General features: G+C 64.2%; 18 protein-coding genes. 8 read left to right on the top strand and 10 right to left on the bottom strand.

All coding sequences use genetic code 11. The annotated features are described in order from the left end of the window. Positions 1–17: 17 nt before the first annotated feature. Together BM279_RS17815 and BM279_RS17810 are read right to left on the bottom strand one after the other, a co-directional pair. Positions 18–524, bottom strand: coding sequence for a nuclear transport factor 2 family protein (locus BM279_RS17815; RefSeq protein ID WP_013790181.1), 507 nt, complete (start codon positions 522–524; stop codon positions 18–20). Between the two features lie 67 nt (positions 525–591). After that, positions 592–1,536, bottom strand: a complete 945-nt coding sequence (locus tag BM279_RS17810) for a LysR family transcriptional regulator (protein WP_093505897.1) — start codon at positions 1,534–1,536, stop codon at positions 592–594. A 121-nt stretch (positions 1,537–1,657) separates the two neighbouring features. On the opposite strand from BM279_RS17810, the gene BM279_RS17805 reads away from it, so the two are divergent. Genes BM279_RS17805 through mmsB form a run of 3 tightly spaced genes read left to right on the top strand, consistent with a single transcriptional unit; the run spans position 1,658 to position 5,433 of the window. Further along, positions 1,658–3,010, top strand: coding sequence for an MFS transporter (locus tag BM279_RS17805; RefSeq protein ID WP_093505895.1), 1,353 nt, complete (start codon positions 1,658–1,660; stop codon positions 3,008–3,010). 19 nt (positions 3,011–3,029) lie between these two features. Further along, on the top strand, positions 3,030–4,526 hold the full coding sequence (locus BM279_RS17800) for a CoA-acylating methylmalonate-semialdehyde dehydrogenase (RefSeq protein WP_093505893.1): 1,497 nt from the start codon (positions 3,030–3,032) through the stop codon (positions 4,524–4,526). 10 nt (positions 4,527–4,536) lie between these two features. After that, positions 4,537–5,433, top strand: coding sequence for a 3-hydroxyisobutyrate dehydrogenase (gene mmsB / locus BM279_RS17795; RefSeq protein WP_093505890.1), 897 nt, complete (start codon positions 4,537–4,539; stop codon positions 5,431–5,433). 128 nt (positions 5,434–5,561) lie between these two features. Here mmsB and BM279_RS17790 read toward each other — a convergent pair whose 3' ends face one another. From BM279_RS17790 to BM279_RS17775, 4 genes are all read right to left on the bottom strand, one after another. Further along, positions 5,562–6,323: an amino acid ABC transporter ATP-binding protein gene (locus BM279_RS17790; RefSeq protein ID WP_013790176.1), complete on the bottom strand. Its 762-nt coding sequence runs from the start codon at positions 6,321–6,323 to the stop codon at positions 5,562–5,564. 11 nt (positions 6,324–6,334) lie between these two features. Beyond that, on the bottom strand, positions 6,335–7,432 hold the full coding sequence (locus tag BM279_RS17785) for an amino acid ABC transporter permease (RefSeq protein WP_093505889.1): 1,098 nt from the start codon (positions 7,430–7,432) through the stop codon (positions 6,335–6,337). 12 nt (positions 7,433–7,444) lie between these two features. Further along, complete coding sequence (locus tag BM279_RS17780; protein ID WP_093505887.1) at positions 7,445–8,611, bottom strand: amino acid ABC transporter permease; 1,167 nt, start codon at positions 8,609–8,611, stop codon at positions 7,445–7,447. A 64-nt stretch (positions 8,612–8,675) separates the two neighbouring features. Beyond that, positions 8,676–9,704 carry an amino acid ABC transporter substrate-binding protein gene (locus BM279_RS17775; RefSeq protein ID WP_093505885.1) on the bottom strand — a complete coding sequence of 343 codons (1,029 nt, stop codon included), beginning with the start codon at positions 9,702–9,704 and terminating at the stop codon, positions 8,676–8,678. A 481-nt stretch (positions 9,705–10,185) separates the two neighbouring features. Here BM279_RS17775 and BM279_RS17770 point away from each other — a divergent pair, with 481 nt between their 5' ends. From BM279_RS17770 to BM279_RS17750, 5 genes are all read left to right on the top strand, one after another. Continuing rightward, positions 10,186–10,839 (top strand): alpha/beta hydrolase, encoded by a 654-nt coding sequence (locus tag BM279_RS17770; RefSeq protein WP_093505883.1) that lies wholly within the window; start codon positions 10,186–10,188, stop codon positions 10,837–10,839. A 206-nt stretch (positions 10,840–11,045) separates the two neighbouring features. Further along, positions 11,046–11,984, top strand: coding sequence for a GGDEF domain-containing protein (locus tag BM279_RS17765; protein ID WP_093505881.1), 939 nt, complete (start codon positions 11,046–11,048; stop codon positions 11,982–11,984). Between the two features lie 54 nt (positions 11,985–12,038). After that, positions 12,039–13,202 carry a dipeptidase gene (locus tag BM279_RS17760; RefSeq protein WP_093505879.1) on the top strand — a complete coding sequence of 388 codons (1,164 nt, stop codon included), beginning with the start codon at positions 12,039–12,041 and terminating at the stop codon, positions 13,200–13,202. A gap of 101 nt (positions 13,203–13,303) precedes the next feature. After that, the gene (rhlB, locus tag BM279_RS17755) at positions 13,304–14,728 is read left to right on the top strand and encodes an ATP-dependent RNA helicase RhlB (RefSeq protein ID WP_093505919.1); all 1,425 of its coding nucleotides are present in this window, start codon (positions 13,304–13,306) and stop codon (positions 14,726–14,728) included. 77 nt (positions 14,729–14,805) lie between these two features. Beyond that, positions 14,806–15,846: a DUF2157 domain-containing protein gene (locus BM279_RS17750; protein ID WP_093505877.1), complete on the top strand. Its 1,041-nt coding sequence runs from the start codon at positions 14,806–14,808 to the stop codon at positions 15,844–15,846. Positions 15,847–16,130: 284 nt separating this feature from the next. Here BM279_RS17750 and BM279_RS17745 read toward each other — a convergent pair whose 3' ends face one another. The 4 genes from BM279_RS17745 to BM279_RS17730 all read right to left on the bottom strand — a co-directional run bounded on the left by BM279_RS17745 (position 16,131) and on the right by BM279_RS17730 (position 22,944). Next, positions 16,131–16,817 carry a phospholipase D-like domain-containing protein gene (locus BM279_RS17745; protein WP_093505875.1) on the bottom strand — a complete coding sequence of 229 codons (687 nt, stop codon included), beginning with the start codon at positions 16,815–16,817 and terminating at the stop codon, positions 16,131–16,133. 2 nt (positions 16,818–16,819) lie between these two features. Then, a complete protein-coding gene (locus BM279_RS17740) occupies positions 16,820–17,398 on the bottom strand; it encodes a rhomboid family intramembrane serine protease (protein WP_244154181.1) in 579 nt (192 codons plus the stop codon). Next, positions 17,395–22,629: a DNA repair ATPase gene (locus tag BM279_RS17735; protein WP_093505873.1), complete on the bottom strand. Its 5,235-nt coding sequence runs from the start codon at positions 22,627–22,629 to the stop codon at positions 17,395–17,397. Before BM279_RS17735 ends, BM279_RS17740 begins: the two co-directional genes overlap by 4 nt. A gap of 75 nt (positions 22,630–22,704) precedes the next feature. Then, positions 22,705–22,944 (bottom strand): hypothetical protein, encoded by a 240-nt coding sequence (locus BM279_RS17730; RefSeq protein ID WP_027905948.1) that lies wholly within the window; start codon positions 22,942–22,944, stop codon positions 22,705–22,707. Positions 22,945–23,048 lie beyond the last annotated feature (104 nt).

Raw genomic sequence — 23,048 nt, 5'->3', positions numbered from 1 at the left:
AGAGCGTACCACTCCGTTCAGCCGCGCGCTGCTCCGCCGTGCTGCCCGTCGGACGCACGGGCGGCCTGGAACTGCCGCAAGCCGCCTCGCGCCTGCTTGCGCACGGTGTTCTTGAGCAGCGGCGTCCAGCCAATCAGCATGCCCTGAAAGCCCAGCGCCTGAGCGGCCCAGCGCCACATGTCGAAGCGGTCGCGGTGCTCGACGATAAGCCCATCGCGAATCACGAACGATGCGTCGATGCGATTGACCACGGTGCGCCCAGTCTGGGTGAACAGGTAGGTGGCCACCCATTTGGCGCTGCCGCCAGTGGCGTCGCCCTGCACGTCGCTGAAGGTCAGGGAGAATTTCTTGGCCCGTGAGGTGAGCATGCGCCACATGTCGCGGGCATCCTCGCCGTTCAGCTCGCCAAAAGCCGGATCGCTGAAACGTACGTCCGGCGCGTAGCAACGCGCCATCTCCTCGGCATCGAGGCGCTGGAACGCCTGGTAGAAACGGGTGATCAGTTGGGCATTTTCTGTGGACATGGCATGGCCTCCTGGCAGTGGGCGCAAGTATCGCCCGAGCCGCACGTGACTGCCATGGGCAAATGAGTCACACAAACACCATCTCGCCAGCATCACCAAGCAGAAACGCGCGGTTGCGCTCGGCGCAGGCACGCAGGTAATCGGCCACCAGGGTGATGCGTTTGAGCTTGCGCAGGTCCTCCCGGTAGTACAGCCAGAACTGGCGGATCACCTTCACCTCATCCGGCAGCACCTCGACCAGCCGTGCATCCGGGCCTGCCAGAAAGCACGGCAGAATCGCCAGCGCCCGCCCCTGCAAGGCGGCCTGATACTGGGCCACGACACTGGTGCTGCGCAGCGTGCTGCTGGCATTGGGCACGATGCCTTCCAGGTAGAGCAGCTCCGGACTGAATGCCAGGTCATCGACGTAGGTGATGAACGAATGCTGGCCCAGATCCTCCACCTGTCGGATCGGCGGGAGGCGCTGCAGGTATTCGGGCGTTGCGTAGAGCTTCAGGGCGTAGTCGCACAGCCGGGAGCAGACGTAGGGCCCGCGTTCGGGGCGCTCCAGGGTGATGGCGATGTCCGCCTCACGGCGCGACAGGCTGATGAAATGCGGCACCGGCAACAGGTCGATGGCGATGTTCGGATAGATGTCCTGAAAGCCGCCAAGCTGCGGCGCCACGAAATAGCTGCCGAAGCCCTCGGTCGAGCCGATGCGCACGTGGCCCGAGAGCGCCAGGCTGGCGCCCGACACCTGTTCGCAGGCCGTCTGCAGGGTGCTTTCCAGGGTCTCGGCATAGCCCAGCAAGTGCTGCCCCTCCGTAGTCAGCACGAAACCACTGGCACGCGAGCGCTCGAACAACAGGGTGCCGAGGGCCTTTTCCAGCGCGCCGATACGCCTCGACACCGTGGTGTAGTCCACGCCCAGGCGCCGTGCGGCGCTGCTGGCGGTTCGGGTACGGGCGACTTCGAGAAAGAACTTGAGGTCGTCCCAGTTCATCTGGCCGGCCGACATCATGCTTTTTTGCATAACGAACCTGTCTTTTTAGGTGCTGAAACAGAAAGTTTGCATACCTATACTCCAGACACGCAGCGCCCACCAGCTGCTCACAGTTCCAAGTTCCTACGACAAAAACAAAAGCAGGCAACTCATGAACGACTCACATGCTCAAGGGCCGGCTGCCGGCCGCAAGCACTACCGTATCGCTGGTCTGGCCAGCATGGCGGGTACCACCATCGAGTGGTACGACTTCTTTCTCTACGGCACCGCCGCCGCGCTGGTCTTCAACAAGCTGTTCTTCCCCACCCTCGACCCGATCACCGGCGTACTGGCGGCCTTCGCCACCTATGCCGTCGGTTTCATCGGTCGGCCCCTGGGCGGCATTCTGTTCGGCCACTTCGGTGACCGCATCGGCCGCAAGTCGATGCTCATGCTCACCCTGATGATGATGGGCATCCCGACCATCGCCATCGGCCTCTTGCCCACTTACGAGCAGATCGGCTACTGGGCCGCGGCGCTGCTGGTGGTCATGCGCTTTCTGCAGGGCATGGCCGTGGGTGGCGAATGGGGCGGCGCGGTGCTGATGGCCGTCGAGCATGCGCCAGAAGGCAAGAAGGGCTTCTACGGCAGCCTGCCACAGACCGGCGTCGGCGCCGGCCTGGTGCTCTCCACCCTGGCCATGGGCGCGGTCGCCACGCTGCCCGAAGAGCAGATGCTCGCCTGGGGCTGGCGCCTGCCGTTCCTGGCCAGCGTGTTGCTGCTGGCGCTGGGCTGGCTGATTCGCGTCAAGGTCGCCGAGTCGCCGGACTTCGAGAAGCTCAAGCAGCAGGACCGCCGCGTACGTCTGCCGCTGCTGGAAGTGGTGCGCAATCACCCGCGTGCCACCCTGACCATCATCGGCGCGCGCACGGCCGAGAACGCCTGGTTCTACATGGCGGTCACCTTCGCCCTCGCCTACGCCGCCAACCAGTTGCAGATTCCCCGGGCCGACGTGCTGCATGCCATTACCGCCGGCGCCGCGCTGTCACTGGCGACCATGCCGTTCTGCGGCTGGCTGTCCGATCGCGTCGGCCAGAAGCGCCTGTACTTCACCGGGCTCTTGTTGCTGTGCGCCTTCGTCTACCCGTTCTTCGCCATGCTCGGTACCCGTGAGCCGCTGCTGGTGTGGTGGGCGATGGTGCTGGCGGTGGGCGTGGTGTTCCCGATCCTCTACGCACCGGAATCCCTATTGTTCGCTCGCCAGTTCCCGGCGGAAATCCGCTACAGCGGCATCTCGCTGTCGGTGCAGTTGGCCGGCGTGCTCGGCGGGGGCTTCGCGCCGATGATCGCCACCAGCCTGCTGGCCGCTGCCGATGGCAGCCCGCGCTACGTGATCGCCTACCTGATCGGCATGGGCCTGGTCGCACTGGGCTGCACCGCCCTGATGCGCAGCGACCCGCCCCGCCAACCTATCGCCAGCGCCGCGCTGGATACCGCACGTCCCGCGCCTTTGCGCGCCCGTTGATTGAAGAAAGGACTGAACCATGACCGATACCGTGAAACTGCTCATCAACGGCGAATTCGTCGAGTCACGCACCCAGCAGTGGCGCGACGTCATCAACCCGGCCACCCAGGAAGTGCTGGCTCGGGTGCCCCTGGCCACCGCCGAGGAGATCGACGCCGCGGTGGCCAGCGCCAGCCAGGCCTTCAAGACCTGGCGCAAGACGCCGGTCGGCGCCCGCGCGCGGATCTTCCTCAAGTACCAGCAACTGATCCGCGAAAACATGAAAGAGCTGGCGGCCATTCTCACCGCAGAACAGGGCAAGACCCTCGCCGACGCCGAGGGCGACGTGTTCCGCGGCCTGGAAGTGGTCGAACACGCCGCTGGCATCGGTAACCTGCAACTCGGCGAGCTGGCCAACAACGTGGCCGGCGGCGTCGATACCTACACCCTGCTGCAGCCGTTGGGCGTGTGCGCCGGCATCACCCCGTTCAACTTCCCGGCGATGATCCCGCTGTGGATGTTCCCGATGGCCATCGCCACCGGTAACACCTTCGTGCTCAAGCCCTCCGAGCAGGACCCGATGGTGACCATGCGCCTGTGCGAACTGGCCCTGGAAGCCGGGGTGCCGCCGGGCGTGCTCAACGTGGTGCACGGCGCCGAGGACGCAGTGAACGCGATCTGCGATCACCCGGACATCAAGGCGGTGTCCTTCGTCGGCTCGACCCGCGTCGGCACCCACGTCTACAACCGCGCCAGCCAGGCCGGCAAGCGCGTGCAGTGCATGATGGGCGCCAAGAACCACGCCATCGTGCTGCCCGATGCGCACAAGGAACAGACCCTCAACAACCTCGCCGGCGCCGCATTCGGCGCCGCCGGGCAACGCTGCATGGCCCTGTCGGTGGTGATTCTGGTCGGTGAAGCCCAGGGCTGGCTGCCGGACCTGGTGGCCAAGGCCGAATCGCTCAAGGTCGGCAGCGGTGTGGAAAACGGCACCGATGTCGGCCCGCTGATTTCCTGCGCGGCGCTGGACCGGGTCAGCAGCCTGATCGAACGCGGCGCCAGCGAAGGCGCGCGCCTGGTGCTCGACGGCCGTAACCCGGCAGTGACGGGCTTCGAGCGCGGCAACTTCGTCGGCCCGACCATCTTCGACGCGGTAACGCCGCAGATGAGCATCTACCGAGAGGAAATCTTCGGCCCGGTGCTGTGCGTGATGCACGCCGCAACCCTGGATGAGGCCATCGCGCTGATCAATGCCAACCCCAATGGCAACGGCACGGCGATCTTCACCCGCTCCGGCGCCGCCGCCCGGCACTTCCAGGAGGAGATCGACGTTGGCCAGGTAGGCATCAACGTGCCGATTCCAGTGCCGGTGCCGATGTTTTCCTTCACCGGTTCGCGGGCGTCCAAGCTCGGCGACTTGGGCCCGTACGGCAAGCAGGTGGTGCAGTTCTATACCCAGACCAAAACCGTGACCCAGCGCTGGTTCGACGAGAGCGATGTCGGCGGCGCAGTAAACACCACCATCACCCTGAAGTGAGGCGACGACCATGAATATCGGATTCATCGGCCTGGGCAACATGGGCGCACCCATGGCCCACAACCTGCTCAAGGCAGGCCATGCGTTGCGCGTCTTCGACCTGTCTACCGGCGCCGTCGCGGCCCTGGTGGACGCAGGTGCCAAGGGTGCCGACAGCGCCAGCGGCGTGCTGCAGGATGCCGAGATCGTCATCACCATGCTGCCGGCCTCGGCCCATGTGAAAGCGGTCTACCTCGGCGATGACGGCCTGCTGGCCAACGTGAAGCCCGGGGTGCTGCTGATCGACTCCTCGACCATCGACCCGCTGTCTGCACGGGAGGTCGCCGAGGCAGCGGTTGCCCACGGTAACCCGATGCTCGATGCGCCGGTGTCTGGCGGCACGGGTGGCGCGGCTGCCGGCACCCTGACCTTCATGGTCGGCGGCGCCGAGACGGACTTCGCCAAGGCCCAGCCGATCCTCGCAGCCATGGGCCGCAACATCGTGCACTGTGGCGGCAGCAGTAACGGACAGGTGGCCAAGGTGGCCAACAACATGCTCCTCGGCATTTCCATGATCGGCGTCGCCGAAGCGATGGCGCTGGGGGTGTCACTGGGCATCGACGCCAAGGTACTGGCGAACATCATCAATACCTCCAGCGGGCGCTGCTGGAGCTCGGACACCAACAACCCCTACCCCGGCGTGCTCGACAACGTGCCGGCCTCGCGGGGTTACAGCGGCGGCTTCGGCACCGACCTGATGCTCAAGGACCTGGGCCTGGCCACCGAGGCGGCGCGGCAGATCAAACAGCCGGTGATACTCGGCGCCCTCGCTCAACAGCTCTATCAACGCTTCAGTAGCGACGGGCACGGCGGGCTGGATTTCTCGGCGATCATCACCAGCTATCTGAAGCCCCAGGACAAATCGTGAGGCTCAGGAGCCAACAAGCAAAACCTGCTTCTCACCCATAAAAAAACGCCGGGGCTGATGCCCCGGCGTTCTTTCATCGGCGTTTCGGTCATTGCGCAGACAAATGCCCGCGCCCTGCCCGCCCGTTCTCAGTGCAGGATCTGCCCCAGGAACAGCTTGGTACGCTCGTTCTGCGGGTTGTCGAAGAAGGCGTTCGGCTCGGCCTGTTCGACGATCTCACCCTTGTCCATGAAAATCACGCGGTCGGCCACGGTGCGGGCGAAGCCCATTTCGTGGGTTACGCAGAGCATGGTCATGCCGTCCTGAGCCAGACCGATCATGGTGTCGAGTACTTCCTTGACCATTTCCGGGTCGAGTGCCGACGTCGGCTCGTCAAACAGCATGATCTTGGGCTTCATGCACAGGGCGCGGGCGATGGCCACACGCTGCTGCTGACCACCGGACAGCTGACCCGGGTACTTGTGGGCCTGCTCTGGAATGCGTACGCGCTCCAGGTAGTGCATGGCGATTTCCTCGGCCTTGCGCTTGGGCATCTTGCGAACCCACATCGGCGCCAGGATGCAGTTCTGCAGCACGGTCAGGTGCGGGAACAGGTTGAAGTGCTGGAACACCATGCCCACTTCGCGGCGCACGGTCTCGATGTCCTTCAGATCACGGGTCAGCTCGGTGCCATCGACCACGATGCGACCGGCCTGGTGTTCTTCCAGGCGGTTGATGCAGCGGATGGTGGTCGACTTGCCCGAACCCGACGGGCCGCACAGCACGATACGCTCGCCCTGACGCACATCCAGGTTGATGTCCTTGAGAACGTGGAACTGGCCGTACCACTTGTTCACGCCCTGCAGCTGAATAATCGGCTCAGCGCTGGGTTGCTTGTTTGCTTCGCTCATCTAAGTGACTCCTAACGCTTGTGGCCAGTGTCCAGCTTCCGCTCCAGATGGAGGGAATAGCGGGACATACCGAAACAGAAAATCCAGAAAATCAGGGCGGCGAACACATAGCCCTCGGTCGCCATACCCAGCCACGCCGGGTCGGCAGCCGCCTGTTTGACGCTGTTGAGCAGGTCGAACAGGCCGATGATGATCACCAGGCTAGTGTCCTTGAACAGGGCGATGAAGGTGTTGACGATACCCGGGATCACAAGCTTGAGCGCTTGCGGCAGGATCACCAGACCCATCATCCGCCAGTAGCCCAGGCCCATGGCGCCGGCCGCTTCGTATTGCCCCTTGGGAATCGCCTGCAGGCCACCGCGTACCACTTCGGCGATATAGGCCGACTGGAACAGGATGACGCCGATCAGCGCACGCATCAGCTTGTCGAAGCTCATGCCTTCGGGCAGGAACAGCGGCAGCATCACCGAGGACATGAACAGCACGGTGATCAGCGGCACACCACGCCAGAACTCGATGAAGGTCACGCAGACCACCTTCACCGCCGGCAGGTTGGAACGACGCCCCAGCGCCAGCAGGATACCCAGCGGCAACGCACCGGCGATGCCGACGGCAGCGATCACCAGGGTCAGCATCAGGCCGCCCCAACGGCTTGTCGGCACGGTATCCAGGCCGAACACACCACCGTGCAGCAGGCACCAGGCAACGATCGGGTAGATAACCAGGAAGGCGATGCCGTAGACAGCCTTGCGCGGGAACTTGGAGATGAACAGCGGCGCGGCGCCAACGATAGCCAGCACGGCGGTCAGGTCCACGCGCCAGCGCAGTTCGCTGGGGTAGAAGCCGTACATGAACTGGCTGAAGCGCGACTGGATAAACACCCAGCAGGCGCCCTCCTTAGTGCAGTCGGCTCGGGTGGTGCCGACCCAGTTGGCGTCGAAGATCGCCCACTTGAGCAGCGGCGGCACCATCAGCCAGACGAGGTAGATCGCGAACAGGGTCAGCAGCGTGTTGAGCCAGCTGGAGAACAGATTGCTGCGCATCCAGGCGACCGCGCCAACGCTGGCGCTGGGTGGCGGCAGATCCGGTTTGAAAGTATGAGTGCTCATTGCGCTAGGTCCTCACCGCTCGATCAGCGCGATGCGCTTGTTGTACCAGTTCATCAGCAGGGAAATGCTGATACTGATCGCCAGGTAGACGCTCATGGTGATGGCGATCACCTCGATGGCCTGGCCTGTCTGGTTGAGTACGGTACCGGCAAACAGCGACACCATGTCCGGGTAGCCGATACCTGCGGCCAGGGACGAGTTCTTCGCCAGGTTCAGGTACTGGCTAGTCAGCGGCGGAATGATCACGCGCATGGCTTGCGGGATGATCACTTTGCGCAGCGTCGGGCCTGGGCGCAGGCCCAGGGAGCGGGCAGCTTCGGTCTGGCCGTGGCTGACCGAGTTGATCCCGGAACGCACGTTTTCGGCGATGAAGGCGGCAGTGTAGACAGTCAGCGCCAGCAGTTCGGGAATCATCACCCAGCCGCCGACGAAGTTGAAGCCTTTGAGCTCCGGCACCGTCCAGTGCAGCGGGCTGCCGAAGATCAGCGCAACCAGGGTGGGGATGACGATAGCCATGCCCAGGCCGACCCAGAACTTGTGGAACGGCTGGCCGGTGGCTTCGAAGCGCTTGTTGGCCCAGCGGGTCATCATCACGATGGCCACGATGGTAACGACCACGCCGACCACGAATGGCCAGAATGCACCGGTCGCCTCGGCTGCCGGCATGTTCAGACCGCGGTTGCTGAGGAAGAAGCTGTCGCCCAGGTTGATGCTGGCACGCGGGCCGGGCAGCGGCAGCAGCACGGCGAAGTACCAGAAGAGAATCTGCAGCAACGGTGGAATGTTGCGGAAGACTTCGATGTAGACGGTCGCCAGCTTGTTGATCATCCAGTTCGGCGACAGGCGCGCGACACCGATGATGAAGCCGAGGATGGTGGCCAGCACGATGCCGATGAACGAAACCAGCAGGGTGTTGAGCAGGCCGATGACGAAGACGCGGGCATAGCTGTCCGCTTCGGTGTAGCTGATCAGGTGTTGGGCGATGCCGAAGCCGGCACTGCGCTCGAGGAAGTCGAAACCCGAGGTGATACCCCGGTGTTGCAGGTTGGTCTGTGTATTGCTGAACAAGAACCAGCCCATTGCGACCACGGCCACAACGGTAATGATCTGGAATAGCCAGGCACGCACACGTGGATCGCTAAGGGAGAACCCCTGCGGTGCGCCAATGTTTTTCTGCATGGGAATGCCCCAGGTATAACGGAACGAAAATCGCCCGGCAGTGCACTGCCGGGCGACAGGTCAATCAACGCACTGGAGGAGCGTAGTGCAGACCGCCTTTGTTCCACAGAGCGTTGAGGCCACGCTCGATTTTCAGCTCGCTGCCCTTGCCGATGTTGCGCTCGAACACTTCGCCGTAGTTACCGACCTGCTTGACGATCTGGACGACCCAGTCTTTCGGCAGCTTCAGGTCTTTACCGTACTCACCGTCGGCACCCAGCATACGGGCAACGTCAGGGTTCTTGGTTTCCTTGGCCAGGGCTTCGACGTTCTTGGAGTCGACACCCAGCTCTTCGGCGTTGAGCATGGCGAACAGGGTCCACTTGACGATAGCCATCCAGTCTTCGTCGCCACGACGAACCAGCGGGCCCAGCGGCTCCTTGGAGATCACTTCCGGCAATACAACCCAGTCATCCGGGGAGCCCAGCTTGATGCGCTGTGCGTACAGCTGCGACTGGTCGGAGGTCAGCACGTCGCAACGGCCGGCTTCCAGCGACTTGGCGCTCTCGTCGGAGGTGTCGAAGGTGATCGGGGTGTATTTCAGGCCGTTCGAACGGAAGTAGTCGGAGACGTTCAGCTCGGTGGTGGTGCCTGCCTGGATACAGATGGTCGCGCCATCCAGTTCCTTGGCGCTGGCAACGCCCAGCTTCTTGTTCACCAGGAAGCCGATGCCGTCGTAGTAGGTCACGCCGGTGAACACCAGGCCCATGCCGCCGTCGCGGGAGCTGGTCCAGGTGGTGTTGCGCGACAGGACGTCGACTTCGCCGGACTGAATGGCGGTGAAACGCTCTTTGGCGGTCAGCGGGCTGTATTTGACCTTGCTGGCGTCGCCCAGAACTGCTGCGGCCACACCGCGGCAGATGTCGACGTCGATGCCCTGGTAGTTACCCTTTGCATCCGGCACCGAGAAACCCGGCAGGCCGTCACTGACGCCACACTGTACAAAGCCCTTCTTTTTCACTGCGTCCAGGGTAGCACCGGCGTGAGCCATGCCTGCTGCGCCCAGAACGGCGGCGGCGGTCAACATCGCCAGGGTGGTTTTAACCATCTTCATTGAACATTCTCCGGTTCTTGTGTTGTGTTGGAGTCTCAGCCTGATCGCCGTACCCTTTTGGGGCATGTCGTCACTATTGGCAGCAACAGTGTAGACCGGTGGTCAGACCTGGGCGCCAGTACCGTGACCCATTCGAGAGCAGGTCAACGATGCTTGCACCAGTCCGTTGGTGAACGGGCCCGAGACGGATCGCAAATTTGCATATCGACGAGCATGCAGCGCCCGACGAACCTTTTGGAAACCCCATCAAATTGGCTTTCCCCGTCTGCTCCGCGGCCCAGCGCGGTGTTACCACACTGGCCCGACGACATCAGTCCAATGCTCTATAGCAAAGGCCATACCAGCCACCGTTTTTCGCCGCGAGTTAGGCAGGTCAAGGGGGCAAAGTTGTAATCTTGCGACATCTAGTTCATGGATCAGTACAGTGACAAAAAACAGTCACGCACCAAAGTAACGCACTAGCCCCAAATTGGAGCACCACATGGATACCACATTGATACTGCAGCCCCCACTTCCCGCCGACGCCTGTGTCATATGGCTGCACGGTCTGGGTGCAGACCGTTTCGACTTCCAGCCGGTCGCCGAGGCTCTGCAACGCTCGCTGCGCACCACCCGCTTCGTGCTCCCCCAGGCCCCCACCCGCCCGGTAACCATCAACGGTGGCTGGGAGATGCCCAGCTGGTACGACATTCTGGCCATGAGCCCTGCAAGGGCCATCGACCGCGAGCAGCTCGAGCAGTCGGCCCAGCAGGTCATCGATCTGATCGAGGCACAGCGCGGTGACGGCATCGACCCGGCGCGCATCTTTCTGGCTGGTTTTTCCCAGGGCGGCGCCGTGGTGCTGCACACCGCCTTCCTACGCTGGCAAGGTCCGCTGGGCGGCGTGCTAGCGCTTTCGACCTATTCGCCGACCTTCTCAGACGAGGTGCAATTGAGTGAAATCCAGCGCGACATTCCAGTCTATTGTCTGCACGGCAATCAGGACGGCGTGGTACTGCCGAGTATGGGTCGTGCAGCCCACGACTGGCTGCGAAGCCAAGGTGTCAGAGTGGCCTGGCAGGAATACCCCATGGCCCATGAAGTGTTACCGCAAGAGGTGCGGGATATCGGCGCCTGGCTCGCCGAGCGTCTATAAAGAGGGTTCTGGCGGCGCGGCTGTGATGCCCTTCACAGTCCCCGCGCCGCCGGTCGTCGGCACGACGCAAGACGATTGTCAGCCTGCCTGGCGGCGGATACTGTCTGGGAAATGAGGCTCGTTCGTCGATCACGAACGCGGTCATCGACCCATGGGAGCGTTGGCGATGTCGATCGTTAAGCGTTTCACGCAAGGATGCTGATGCCATGAAGGCGGCACACTGGCAAACCGACCTGCAGCAGCTTCGCCAGCTGCGCCTGTTCGACAATGTCGCACTGGGCAGCCTCAATCGCTTGCTTGATGCCTTCCGCCCGTGCGAGCTGGAGGCGGCCGAAGTGCTGCTCTCGCCGTTCGACCGCAACCAGTACCTTTATATAGTCGTCACTGGCAGCCTCAAGGTGTACCTGGGTTCGCTCGACAACCAACCGGTCACCACCCTGGGGCCGGGCGACTGCGCCGGCGAGATCAGCTTTCTCGACAACGAACACCCCAGCGCCTACGTGGTGGCCAACGAGCCCAGCAGCGTACTGCGCCTGCACCGCGACGCGGTCACCTCGCTCTTCCAGCAATCGCCACAGATGATGCACAACCTGCTCAAGGTGCTCTGCGACCGCGTGCGCCAGGGCAACCGGCAGCTGATCAACAGTGAACAGAACGCCAATGTCGACAAACTCACCGGCGCCTTCAACCGCCGCTGGCTGGAGCACGTGTTCGAGCGCGAGCGTGCCCGCTGCCTGATCGACAAGCAGCCGCTTTGCCTGCTGATGCTCGATGTCGACCACTTCAAGGACTACAACGACCAGCACGGCCATCTGGCCGGTGACTACGCGCTGTGCCTGGTCGCCCACACCCTGCGCCGCCAGCTACGGGCCCGCGACAGCCTGGTGCGTTATGGCGGCGAGGAGTTCGTGGTGCTGCTGCCCGAGCTGGCGCTGCAGCAGGCCGCCGATGTGGCCGAGCGCCTGCGTGAGAGCCTGGAGCGTATCGGCTCCTTCTATTCACCGCTGGGCGCCCAGCCGGGTGTGACCATTTCCCTGGGCCTGGCGCAGATGAATGCCCGCGATGGCCTGGCCGGCCTGATCGCCCGGGCCGACAAGGCCCTGTACAAGGCCAAGAACAGTGGCCGTAACCGGCTCTGTCATTGAACTGCCGTGAGCGCGTGACAAGCTGACGGTAACGTTTTTTTCTGGAAAGCACCTATGCGCAAGCGCCTGCTTATCGTCCCGATTGTTCTGGGCCTTGTCGCCGCGGTGTTCTTCACCCTGCCCAGGGTGCTCGACCGGCGCATGAACAGCGTCGAATCCCCGGCCCCTTATCCGGCCGGTGAAGCAGCCACGCGCCTGCACCACACACTGTTCATCGCCGACCTGCACGATGATGCCCTGCTCTGGGAACGCGACCTACTCAAGCGCTACAGCTACGGCCACTCGGACCTGCCGCGCATGCTCGACGGGCGCGTCGGGTTGCAGGTGTTTTCCACCGTCACCAAATCGCCCCGCGGGCTGAACTACGAAAGCAACGGCGCCGACAGCGACACCATCACCCTGCTCGCCATGGCCCAGCGCTGGCCACGGGCGACCTGGAACAGCCTGCTCGAGCGCGCGTTGTACCAGGCTGAAAAACTTCACGAGGCGGCTGCCGGCAGCGACGGCCGGATGCTACAGATCCGCACGCGCAAGGATCTGAGGAATTTTCTGCAGGCCTGGAAGCAGGACCCGCAGCGCGTCGCCACGTTGCTTGCTACCGAAGGCCTGCACCCGCTGGAAGGCAAGCTGGAAAACCTGGATCGCCTCTACGATGCCGGCTTTCGCATGGCTGGCCTGACCCACTTCTTCGACAACGAGGTCGGCGGCTCGGCCCATGGCCTGAGCAAGGGCGGGCTGACGCCGTTCGGCCGTCAGGTCATCGCGCGTCTGGAAGAGAAGTCCATGCTGATCGACCTGGCCCACGCCTCGCGCCCGCTGATGGACGACGTGCTGGCCATGGCCACTCGCCCAGTGCTGGTGTCCCACGGCGGCGTCGAAGGCACCTGCCCGGGCACCCGCAACCTCAGCGACCGGCATATACGCGCTATTGCCACCACCGGCGGGGTGATCGGCATCGGTTACTGGGACACGGCGGTGTGCGCCACCTCGGTGGCGGCCATCGTCAAGGCGATCCGCTACACGGCCGACCTGGTGGGCGTCGAGCACGTGGCCCTGGGGTCGGACTTCAACGGCACTATTCATGCGCCCTTCGACGTCACCGGCCTGGCCCAGCTGACCGAAGGCCTGCTCGGCGCCGGTTTCAGCCGCGCCGACATCGCCGCGATCATGGGCGGCAACGTCCAGCGCCTGCTGCTCGCCAGCCTGCCCGCGAACTGATCGACAGCCGCGCATGACGCCAGTGGCAGAGTACTTCGCCCTGCCCGCGTCTTGCTTTACACTGGCTGGCGTTCATTCCTTAATCAATCGACGAGATGACCGTGCTCAAAGCACTCAAAAAAATATTCGGTAAAGCCGAAAATGAGCCACACAGCTCAGTCTCCCCGAGCCTCGAGGCCACTGCGCCTCCCGCCGCCGCTCCCCGCGAGGAGCGCCAGCCGCGCCCGCCGCAAGAAGCCGCCAGCGCCGAGCAGAAGCCCCAGAGCAAACCCGCCAAGCCGCGCCGTGAACGTGCGCCCAAGCCGGTCGATACCTGGAAGCTCGAGGATTTCCATGTCGAACCGGCGCCCGGCAAGACCCGCTTCCACGATTTCAAGCTGTCTCCGGAACTGATGCACGCCATCCACGACCTGGGCTTTCCGTACTGCACGCCGATCCAGGCCGGTGTACTGGGCTATACGCTCAAGGGCCAGGACGCCATTGGCCGCGCCCAGACCGGCACCGGCAAGACCGCCGCCTTCCTGATATCGATCATCACTCAGCTGCAGCAGACCCCGCCGCCCAAGGATCGCTACATGGGCGAGCCGCGCGCGCTGATCATCGCGCCGACCCGCGAGCTGGTGGTGCAGATCGCCAACGACGCCAAGGAGCTGACCAAGTACAGCGGCCTCAACGTGATGAGCTTCGTCGGCGGCATGGACTTCGACAAGCAGCTCAAGCAGCTGGAATCGCGCTTCTGCGACATCCTGGTAGCCACACCAGGCCGCCTGCTGGACTTCAACCAGCGCGGTGAAGTGCACTTGGACATGGTCGAGGTGATGGTGCTCGACGAAGCCGACCGCATGCTCGACATGGGCTTCATCCCCCAGGTTCGCCAGATCATCCGCCAGACCCCGATGAAGGGCGAGCGCCAGACCCTGCTGTTCTCCGCCACCTTCACCGAAGACGTGATGAACCTGGCCAAGCAGTGGACCACCAACCCGGCCATCGTCGAGATCGAGCCGGAAAACGTCGCCAGCGACACCGTCGAACAGCACGTTTACGCCGTCGCCTCGGCGGACAAGTACAAGCTGCTCTACAACCTGATCGCCCAGAACGACTGGACTCGCGTGATGGTGTTCGCCAACCGCAAGGACGAGGTGCGCCGTATCGAAGAACGCCTGACCCGTGACGGCATCAGCGCGGTGCAGATGTCCGGCGACATTCCCCAACACAAGCGTATTCGCGCCCTGGAAGGTTTTCGCGAAGGCAAGATCCGCGTCATGGTCGCCACCGACGTGGCCGGCCGCGGCATCCATGTCGACGGTATCAGCCACGTGATCAACTTCACCCTGCCGGAAGACCCGGACGACTACGTGCACCGCATCGGCCGTACCGGCCGCGCCGGCACCAGTGGCACCTCGATCAGTTTTGCCGGCGAGGACGACGCCTTCGCCCTGCCACCGATCGAAGAGCTGATCGGCCGCAAGATCCAGTGCGAGATGCCACCGGACGAGCTGCTCAAGGCCGTACCGCGCAAGCATTGATCGACTACGCCCAGGCGCAACGCCTGGGCGCGCCGCTGCGACTTCAAGCAGCGGCACCAAGACAGGACGTCCACCCCATGAAGCTGACCATAGATTCCAATGACCTCAGCCGCGCCGTACAAGCCGGCGTCCTGCAACCCGGCCAGGATCAGGCCCTGCTGGCCTTTCTGCAGCAGACGCCCACTGAGCGCCCCAACTTCCAGCTCTCCCATATCGCCTATTACTTCGGCGCCCTGCTGATCATGGGCGCCATGGGCTGGCTGCTCACAGAAGCCTGGATGAACATCGGGGACCTGGCGCTGCTGGTGATCAGCACGGCTTACCTGCTGCTGTTCCTGCTCTGCGGGCGCAGCCTATGGCGCCGCGGCCAGCCGATTCCCGGCGGCCTGCTCGGTGCCGTGGCAGTGAGCCTCACGCCACTGGTGGTGTTCGCCGGGCAACGGCTGTTCAGCATCTGGCCCCTGGACGACACACAGTCGGACTACGTCGACTACTACCGCTACGTGCAGGGCGGCTGGCTGGTCATGGAAGTGGCGACGGTGCTGGTCGGTCTGCTGGTACTGCGCCTGCTGCCCTTCCCGTTCATCGTCATGCCGATTGCCGTGGCGCTGTGGTTCATGTCCATGGACCTGAGCGAGCTGCTGCATGGCGAATACTTCAGCTGGGAGCAGCGCCGCGAGGTGTCGCTGTGGTTCGGCCTGGTGATTCTGCTCGCCAGCCTGCTGGTGGACGGCCGCAGCAAGCGTGATTACGCCTTCTGGGGTTACCTGGCCGGGCTGACAGCGTTCTGGGGCGGCCTGAGCCTGATGGACAGCGGCAGCGAACTGGGCAAGGCGCTGTACTGCCTGATCAACCTGGGCCTGATCGGTCTGTCGATATTGCTGCGACGCCCGCTGTTCATGGTCTTCGGCGCGCTGGGCGTGGCCGGCTATCTGGGCTACCTGGCCCACGACGTGTTCGAGGATTCGCTGCTGTTCCCGGTGGTGGTCAGCCTGATCGGCCTTGGCGTAATGGGCCTCGGCCTGCTCTACCAGAAGCGCCGAGAGGCGATGAGCGAGGCGTTGCGCCGGCAGCTACCAGCGAGTCTCCTGGCATTTCTGCCGGCGCTGCGGCGCTAGGGTCTGTTACCGTTTCAGCGCGAGCCGCGTTGCCGCGAGAAATGGCCTCCGGTTAGGCGCAGGACGCAGGGAATGGTTGCTCCCTTGCCAAGTCCTGCAACGACAGCGGAGGCCATTTCCCGCGCAACCTAGGCGGCCCCACCCGAAGGGCCGGGCCAGTTTTGTGCGATGCGGCGTTACTCGATGGCTCATTTGGCCCGCCAAACTTCGCATCTCGTGCCTTGCCTCGCACAAAAACTGGCTCCGGCGCGGCCGTGCGTGAAACGGGAACAGACCCTAGGCCGTCAATTCGGTCGGTAGCGCGCCCAAAGCATCTCGAACTCGCGGCGGTACTCGGCGACCAGATGCGGATCGTCGGTCACCAGCAGGTTCTCCTCGTTGCTGGTACTGGCGCTGCGCGTCCAGTTGAAGCTGCCATTGAGCAGCAGGCGACCGTCGAACAGCGCGAACTTGTGGTGCATGTGAAACGGGCTGTTGTCGATACGCAGCGGCACGCCGGCATCGATCAGTTGCTGGATGTCGCTACCGACGTCGAAGCGCTTTTCGCTGTCGCTGATGATGCGCACGGCCAGCCCGCGGCGGTGCACGGCGATCAGCTCGTCGCTGAGCTGGTCGTCGGAGATGGTGAATACGCATACATCCACCGACTCCCGGGCGTTGCGGCACAGGTCGCGGATGCGCTGGCGGCAGCTTTCGCCGGGACTGAAATGCGCACTGCTCTGGCCACGCATCGGTGAGCAGCGCACCTCCAACGTCTTGATCACCTGCTCCAGCCATTTCAGGGCCGACACGGCGTTGTCCGGGTCGGTGATCAGTTCGCGCACCAGATCGAAGGCGCGGTTGCGCATGTAGCGCACCTGGTCGGGCGTCAGGTCGTTGCCCAGTTCGCGCAGTTCGTCGCGCTCCTCATTGCTGAGCCTGAGGTCGACGAGGCTGTCACGCAGGTGCTGGTCGAGGCGATTGAAATCCATTTTTAACCCTGTCGAGTCCGTTTTCGAGTGCGACGTTTCTGGCCGCCGCGTTGCCATGAGGCGTACAGGCCGCCGCACAGTGCGCCGGCCAGGTGGTATTCGAACGAAACGCCCTGCTGGGGCAGCAGACCGTAGAAAAAACCGCCGTACAGCAGCAGAGCCAGGGCCGCCAGCAGCAGGTCAGCGAAGCTGCGGCGAAACCAGGCGCGGCCCAGCAACAGCCCCCACAAACCGAACAGCCAGCCGCTGGAGCCGACATGGATGCCGGTGCGCCCGAACAGCCAGACCAGCACGCCACTGACGACGATGATGAACAGGCTGGCGCGGATGAATTCGGCCCGCGACTCCAGCAGCGCCAAGGCGCCGAGCACCATGAAGCCGCTGAGGTTGCCGAACAGGTGCAGCCAGCTGCCGTGCAACCAGGGCGCCAGGGCGATGCCCGGCAGGGCCTGCACTTCGCGCGGAATCAGCCCGAAGCGGTTGAGGCTGTAGCCGTCCAGGCTGTTGATCAATTGCAGCACGACCATCACCGCAGCGATGCCGAACAGCAGCTTCAGGCGCGGCAACAGCCAGAGCGTCACGGCGCCTCGCCGCTCTGCCCCATCATCCGGGCGATCTCACGCAGTTGCTGGGCCATGTCGCCCATGCGCTTGTGCGTCCCCAGGTCGATGTCGATCTTCTTGTCCATGGCGTTGATCAGCGGCAGCACGCCGTCCTGCAGGCCATCGGCCAGGCGTTCCAGCAGTGCCTGGATGCCAGGCTGCGGCGCGGCCTGGACGGCCACCTCGACCCTGGGCGGCACTTCGCGCAGCCGTTCCAGGCCGGCCAGCAGCTCCTGCCAGGGCACGGCGGCAACCGCTGGCGCCGTCGGCTCGCTGCGGGCCAGGCCGCGCACGCCCTCGACCAGGTCGTTGAGCTGCGCCACCACACGGGCGCCGACGTCCGAGTCGCTGCCGCCCATGGCCTTGTTGCGCATGAAGTCGCGCTTGATCTGCGTCCACCGCTCCAGTTGCTCGGGCGTCTGGTTGCCACGCAGCTCGGCGAGCTTGAGCAGGTTTTCCTCGGCCCCGGTGGTGAGCAGCTGAGACTCGCCCTGATAGTGGTCGGCAATCAATTGCAGCAACTCGGCGTCGTTCATCACCGCGCTGATCTTCTCGGCCATCTTGTTCATGTTGCGGTAGCTGCCCTGCAGCTTGAACGGCGGCTCGGTGCGGTAGTTGTCGGCCTGGGCGGCGCTGACGATGTACTGCTGGTTGACCCGGCCGACCACGTCACGCACCTGCATCAGGCGCTGCAGGGTGGCGACGATCTCGTTGATCTCGGCACCGCTGTAGCTGTGCGACAGCTCGTTGGCGGAGAACGGCTTGCCCTCGGCCTTGGCGACGAAGCGGTAGACGTCGGCCATGTCGCGGGTGGCCAGGGGCGCCAGCACCGGGTTGGAGGTCAGGCCGTTCTCGATGTAGGAGAGCGCGAAGGCTTCCTGCATGCCGCCCAGGGTATCGCCCAGGTTGTAGATGTCGGCGCGGTTGGCGAGCATGTCGGGGATCTTGAACACGTCGCCGGACTCGGTGTACGGGTTGCCGCTCATCACCACGCAGAACTTCTTGCCGCGCATGTCGTAGGTCTTGGTCTTGCCCTTCCACACGCCTTCGATACGCCGCGTGCCGTCGCACAGGGAGATGAATTTCTGCAGGAATTCGGGGTGGGTGTGCTGGATGTCATCGACATAGAGCATCACGTTGTTACCCATTTCCAGCGCCAGGTTGAGCTTTTCCAGCTCCTGGCGCGAGGTGGCGTCCGGCGCTTGGGCAGGGTCGATGGAGCGCACCTCGTGGCCGAGGGCCGGGCCGTTGATCTTCATGAAGATCAGCCCCAGGCGGTGAGCCACGTACTCCATCAGCGTGGTCTTGCCGTAGCCAGGCGGCGAGATGAGCATCAGCAGGCCCATCAGGTCGGTGCGCTTGTTCTCCCCGGCGGTGCCCATCTGCTTGGCCAGGTTGTCGCCGATGAAGCCCAGGTACACGTCGTTGATCAGCTTGTTACGCACGAACGATGACAGCGGCCGCGGCTTGAACTCGCTCAGGCGCAGCGCCGTGCGCTCACGGTTGACCACCTCCTGGCGCAGGTTCTGGTAACGCTGCAACTCGGGCAGGAAGGCCTCGCGGTGATGGCGCAGGCGCTGGAAGAAATCGTGCAGGGCGAAACTCAGGGTGCCGTCCTGGATGCGTGGGTGGTCGCCCAGCAGCCCCTCGACGCGCACTTGCAGATCGGCCTCGGTGACGCGCTGCGGCAGGTCGCTGTCGATCAGGCCCAGGGCCACAGCCTCCGGCACGTAGGCCATAAGGTGCTCCTGGCCCTGCTGCGCGCAGTAGGCCTGCAGCCAGTTCTCGGCCAGCGCCCAACGCTGATCCGGACGCCCGCGCAGGCGTTCCTGGGCCTGCACGTAGCCCTGCCACATATGGGCGGCCTCCAGGTGCCGGCGCAGGCCATCGAACAGGTCGCGGGCGTACTTGCTGACCACGAACTCGATGCGTGGCGCGGCCAGCTCCTCGACCAGGTATTCGGCCGCCTCGCGCTGCAGCGCAGCGTCGAACGGCATCGGGTGGCGGACGAGAAAACCGTGCAGCGCCTTGAGCACTTCCTCGCGTAGCTGGCGGATGCCGTCGTCGCGGCCGAACAGTTGGCGGATGTTGGCGCAGGTGCGCGCCCGCTCCGGCCAGTGGGCGGCCTCCACGTCTTCGCGCCAGCGGTTCCAGAAGAACAGCGACAGGCCGCGGGCCCGTGGCGAATAGGTCAGCAGGCCAGCCGCCTCGCGCAGCGCCAGCAGACGCAGCAGGATGGCCATGGCGTCCTGGTCGTGGATGCCCTTCTGGTAACCCTCCTTGTAACGTGGCGCAGCGAATTCACGGATGCGCTTGATCAGCTCGTCGGGCTGGCTCATGTGCGCCTTGAGCTGATCCAGGCTAAGGCCGTCGGTATTGTTCACCGCCGCGTCGAGCACCAGGCCCGCCAGGTACTCGCCGCGGTACAGCGCGGCCGACTCGGACTCCAGGCTGACCTGCCAGTAATCACGCAGGCCATAGAGTTCGCCATCGTGCAGCGGCTCGAGAAAGTCGGTGCCGGTCAGGTGCAGGAACAGCCCGTCGCCACGCGGCAGCAGGGTCAGGTCGAGCTCCTGGGTGTTGACCGCGAAACGGTGGCGCGGCCCCAGCTTGATGACGTCGCCGCCGGCCTCGAACAGCTCGCTCTTGTCGCGCAGCGCGCGCACGGCCTGGTCGCGAGCGGCCTTGAGGCGCGCCTCGACGTCATCGGCCTTGACGCTGTCCTTGAGCTCACGCAGGCGCTCGGCCAGTTCGCGCAGCTTGAGGATCAGCGGGTCGGCGGCGAAGAAGGCGTTGAGTTCCTGGGCCTCGGTGAACTTGGCGGTACGCCGGCCGAGGCTGTCGAGGATCCGCCGCGCAGCGTCGAGCAGGCCCTGGGCCTTGCGTTGACGCTCGTCGAGCAGGCTCTGCTTGTGCGCCTCGAAGGTTTCCAGCAGCTCCTCGCGCTTGGCAAGGATGTCACCGAGAAACTGTTCGTGATCGCCGAACTGGCTTTCCAGCTCCTCGAGCTGCACCAACAGGCGCGACAGCTGCTCGTCGCATTTTTCCGGGTCCTGGGCCAGCGCCAGGGCGTTGGTGATGCTCTGGCTGAACAGTTTGAACTGGGCACCGAACTGCGCCACCGTCTCGGCCGACCCCAGGCCCTTGCGGCGCTGCTCGGCGCGCGCCTTGGCCTGATTGAGCTTGGCGTATACCTCGGAAATGGCATCGACGATGCGCGTGCGCTCGGTGGCGTCGTCGATCTGCAACGAGGCCATCAATCCGGAGAGCATGTCCAGGTTACCGGCCATCTCGTTGAGGCCGGCCAGCGGCTCGGCCAGTTGCGCGACGCTCTCGGCCTTCTGCGCCTGCTCGTCGAACACCTGCAGATCGTGGTGATAGGGCTGCAGCGCAGCATCACCGGCGAGAAAGCGCGAGGTGGCTGCGGCAGTCTGGTCGCGGGTTTCGAGCAACGCGGTTTCCATGGCATCGATGCGCGCCACGTCGATGTAGCGGTAGTCACGGATAGTCAGCAGTTGGCCACGCTGGGCGGTGATCGCGTTGAGGGCGTCGACGTATTGCTCGACCTTGTCCCAGGTGTCCGACCTCACGCTCTCGAGCAGCGACTTCTGGCGGCTTTCGGCGTCGGCCATGGCCGCGGCGGACTGCTGGCGAATGCTCTCGACCTTCTCGAATTCGTCGAGCACCAGCTCGCCGGTGGCGGCGATCTCGCGCAGCAGCGGCGCCAGCTCGGCGCACTGCGGGTCGCTCAGCCAATGATAGATGTCGAACAGCCGGCGGGTGTTCTGGCACAGCAGGCTATAGCGCGCCACCGACACTTTGCGGCTGTCGATTTCGCGGCTGAGGTTGAACAGGTCGGACACCCCGCGCACCAGTTCGGCATTGCCGATGCGCCCGAAGAAGCCGCTGCGCGCCGGCTGGCGGGCGGCGAATTCCTCGCTCTCGAACGGCGTCTGCCAGACCTGCATGGGGTGAATCCGCGTGGGCTCGTCACCTTCGGCGGAGAAGATCACCATGCGCCCATCTTCCAGGCGCGCGTAACCGTGGCCGAAGATCGGGTTCTGCAACTGGCGGGTGACCATGTTGTAGGTCAGCAGCACCGCCCGGCCTTCGCCGGGGTGGTAGAAGATGTATTGCACGTCTTCGCCGTTGGGCGAGCGCACCGAGCGTTTGAAGCGCATGCCGGCCATCGACTGCTCGAAGGTCTTGTGCTCGCCGTTCTGCAGGTAGTAGCCGCCGGGAAAGATGATGCCGTGGTCTTCGGGCAGCTGCACGCAGGCCAGGCCGATGGCGTCGATACGCTCGACCTTGCGGGTCAGGCGGTTGAACACCAAGTAGCGCCACTGCTCCTCGCGGTACGGCAGCACCTTGAGCAGGATCAGGCTGCCCAGGGCGGCGTATTCGATCTGCGCATCGTCCAGCGACTGGGTCTTGTCCATCACCTCTTCGCGGTAGATGCCCTGGCCGCTTTCGGTGTTGTTCTCGACCTTGATGGTCAGGTCGCCGCCGACCGTCTCGACGAATACCGTGTCGAGGATGTTCAGGTGCGGATGGCGGCCGTTGACCGTCATCTCGCGGGTGGTTTTCTGCCACTCGAAATCGAACGGCGCCGGCAGCGCGATATCGCGCTCGCCGCGGTTGTCGATGTAGCGCACGTCCTTGCCGTCGAGCGACAGCGACCAGCGGAACACGCGGATGTCGGTGATCCGCTCGCCGATCTGGAAGCTGGCCAGCAGCTTGCCGTCGCGAATCGCCAGCTGCAGCAGCCGGGTGTTCTTGTAGTAGGTGTACAGCTCGTTGAAGTCGTTGACGAAGCCGCTCTGGCTCAGGAAGGTGCCGTCCAGGGCGACCGCTCCGGCTTCATAGCCCTCGCTGCCCTCGACCAGGCGATAGAGGGAGAACACGTCGGCGACCGAGGTTTCCTTCTTCAGGCCCATGAACACGTTGTAGCCGAACAGCAGCCAGTCGCCGACCTGCACGATGTCGCGGGCGATGCAGTTGTTCTCGGTACGGATACGCACCCGCCCGATCACTTCCATCTGGCTGCTGCCGAACTCCTGCAGGCGCTGCTCGTTGAGCGCTTCGGTGCTCTGGCGCAGGCGCAGGCCTTGCTCCTGCAGGCGTTTGTGCAGCACCTCGTAGGCGCCGCCTTCGGCCACGGCCTTGTCGAGAATGTCCTGCTGGGTGTTTTCGGCTTGGGCGTCCGACATCATGGTCTTCCTGAATCTGCGCGGTCTGCAAGCAAGGCCCCGTCATGGGCGGGGCCGAAAAAAATGAGGCGGTGCTCAGGCACCGATCTTGCGGGCGATCTCGGCGAGCTTCTCGCGCATCGCGGCGTCGAGCTCCTCGGGTTTGATACGGGCGATGATGCGCGTCAGTACGCGGATCTCGTCGTCATCGATCACGCCGTCACGCTCGGCGATTTCCAGCAGCGAGCCCAGTTCGGCGGCGTCCAGGCGGCCGTCATCGGCAAAGCACTGGATGCTGCGAAAGGTCATTTCCAGGTGATCTCTAGATTGCGACATGCCACTTTCCTTGTCATTGAGGCAGGCCATGACGGCCTGAATGCGCGCAGCTGTTGCGCGCCTGATCCGTGACCGGCGCCAGCCCGCACAGGCTGGCACCGGCA

The organism is Phytopseudomonas straminea (assembly GCF_900112645.1).
Classification (GTDB): Bacteria; Pseudomonadota; Gammaproteobacteria; order Pseudomonadales; family Pseudomonadaceae; genus Aquipseudomonas; species Aquipseudomonas straminea.
This window is presented reverse-complemented; position numbering and strand designations above follow the sequence as displayed.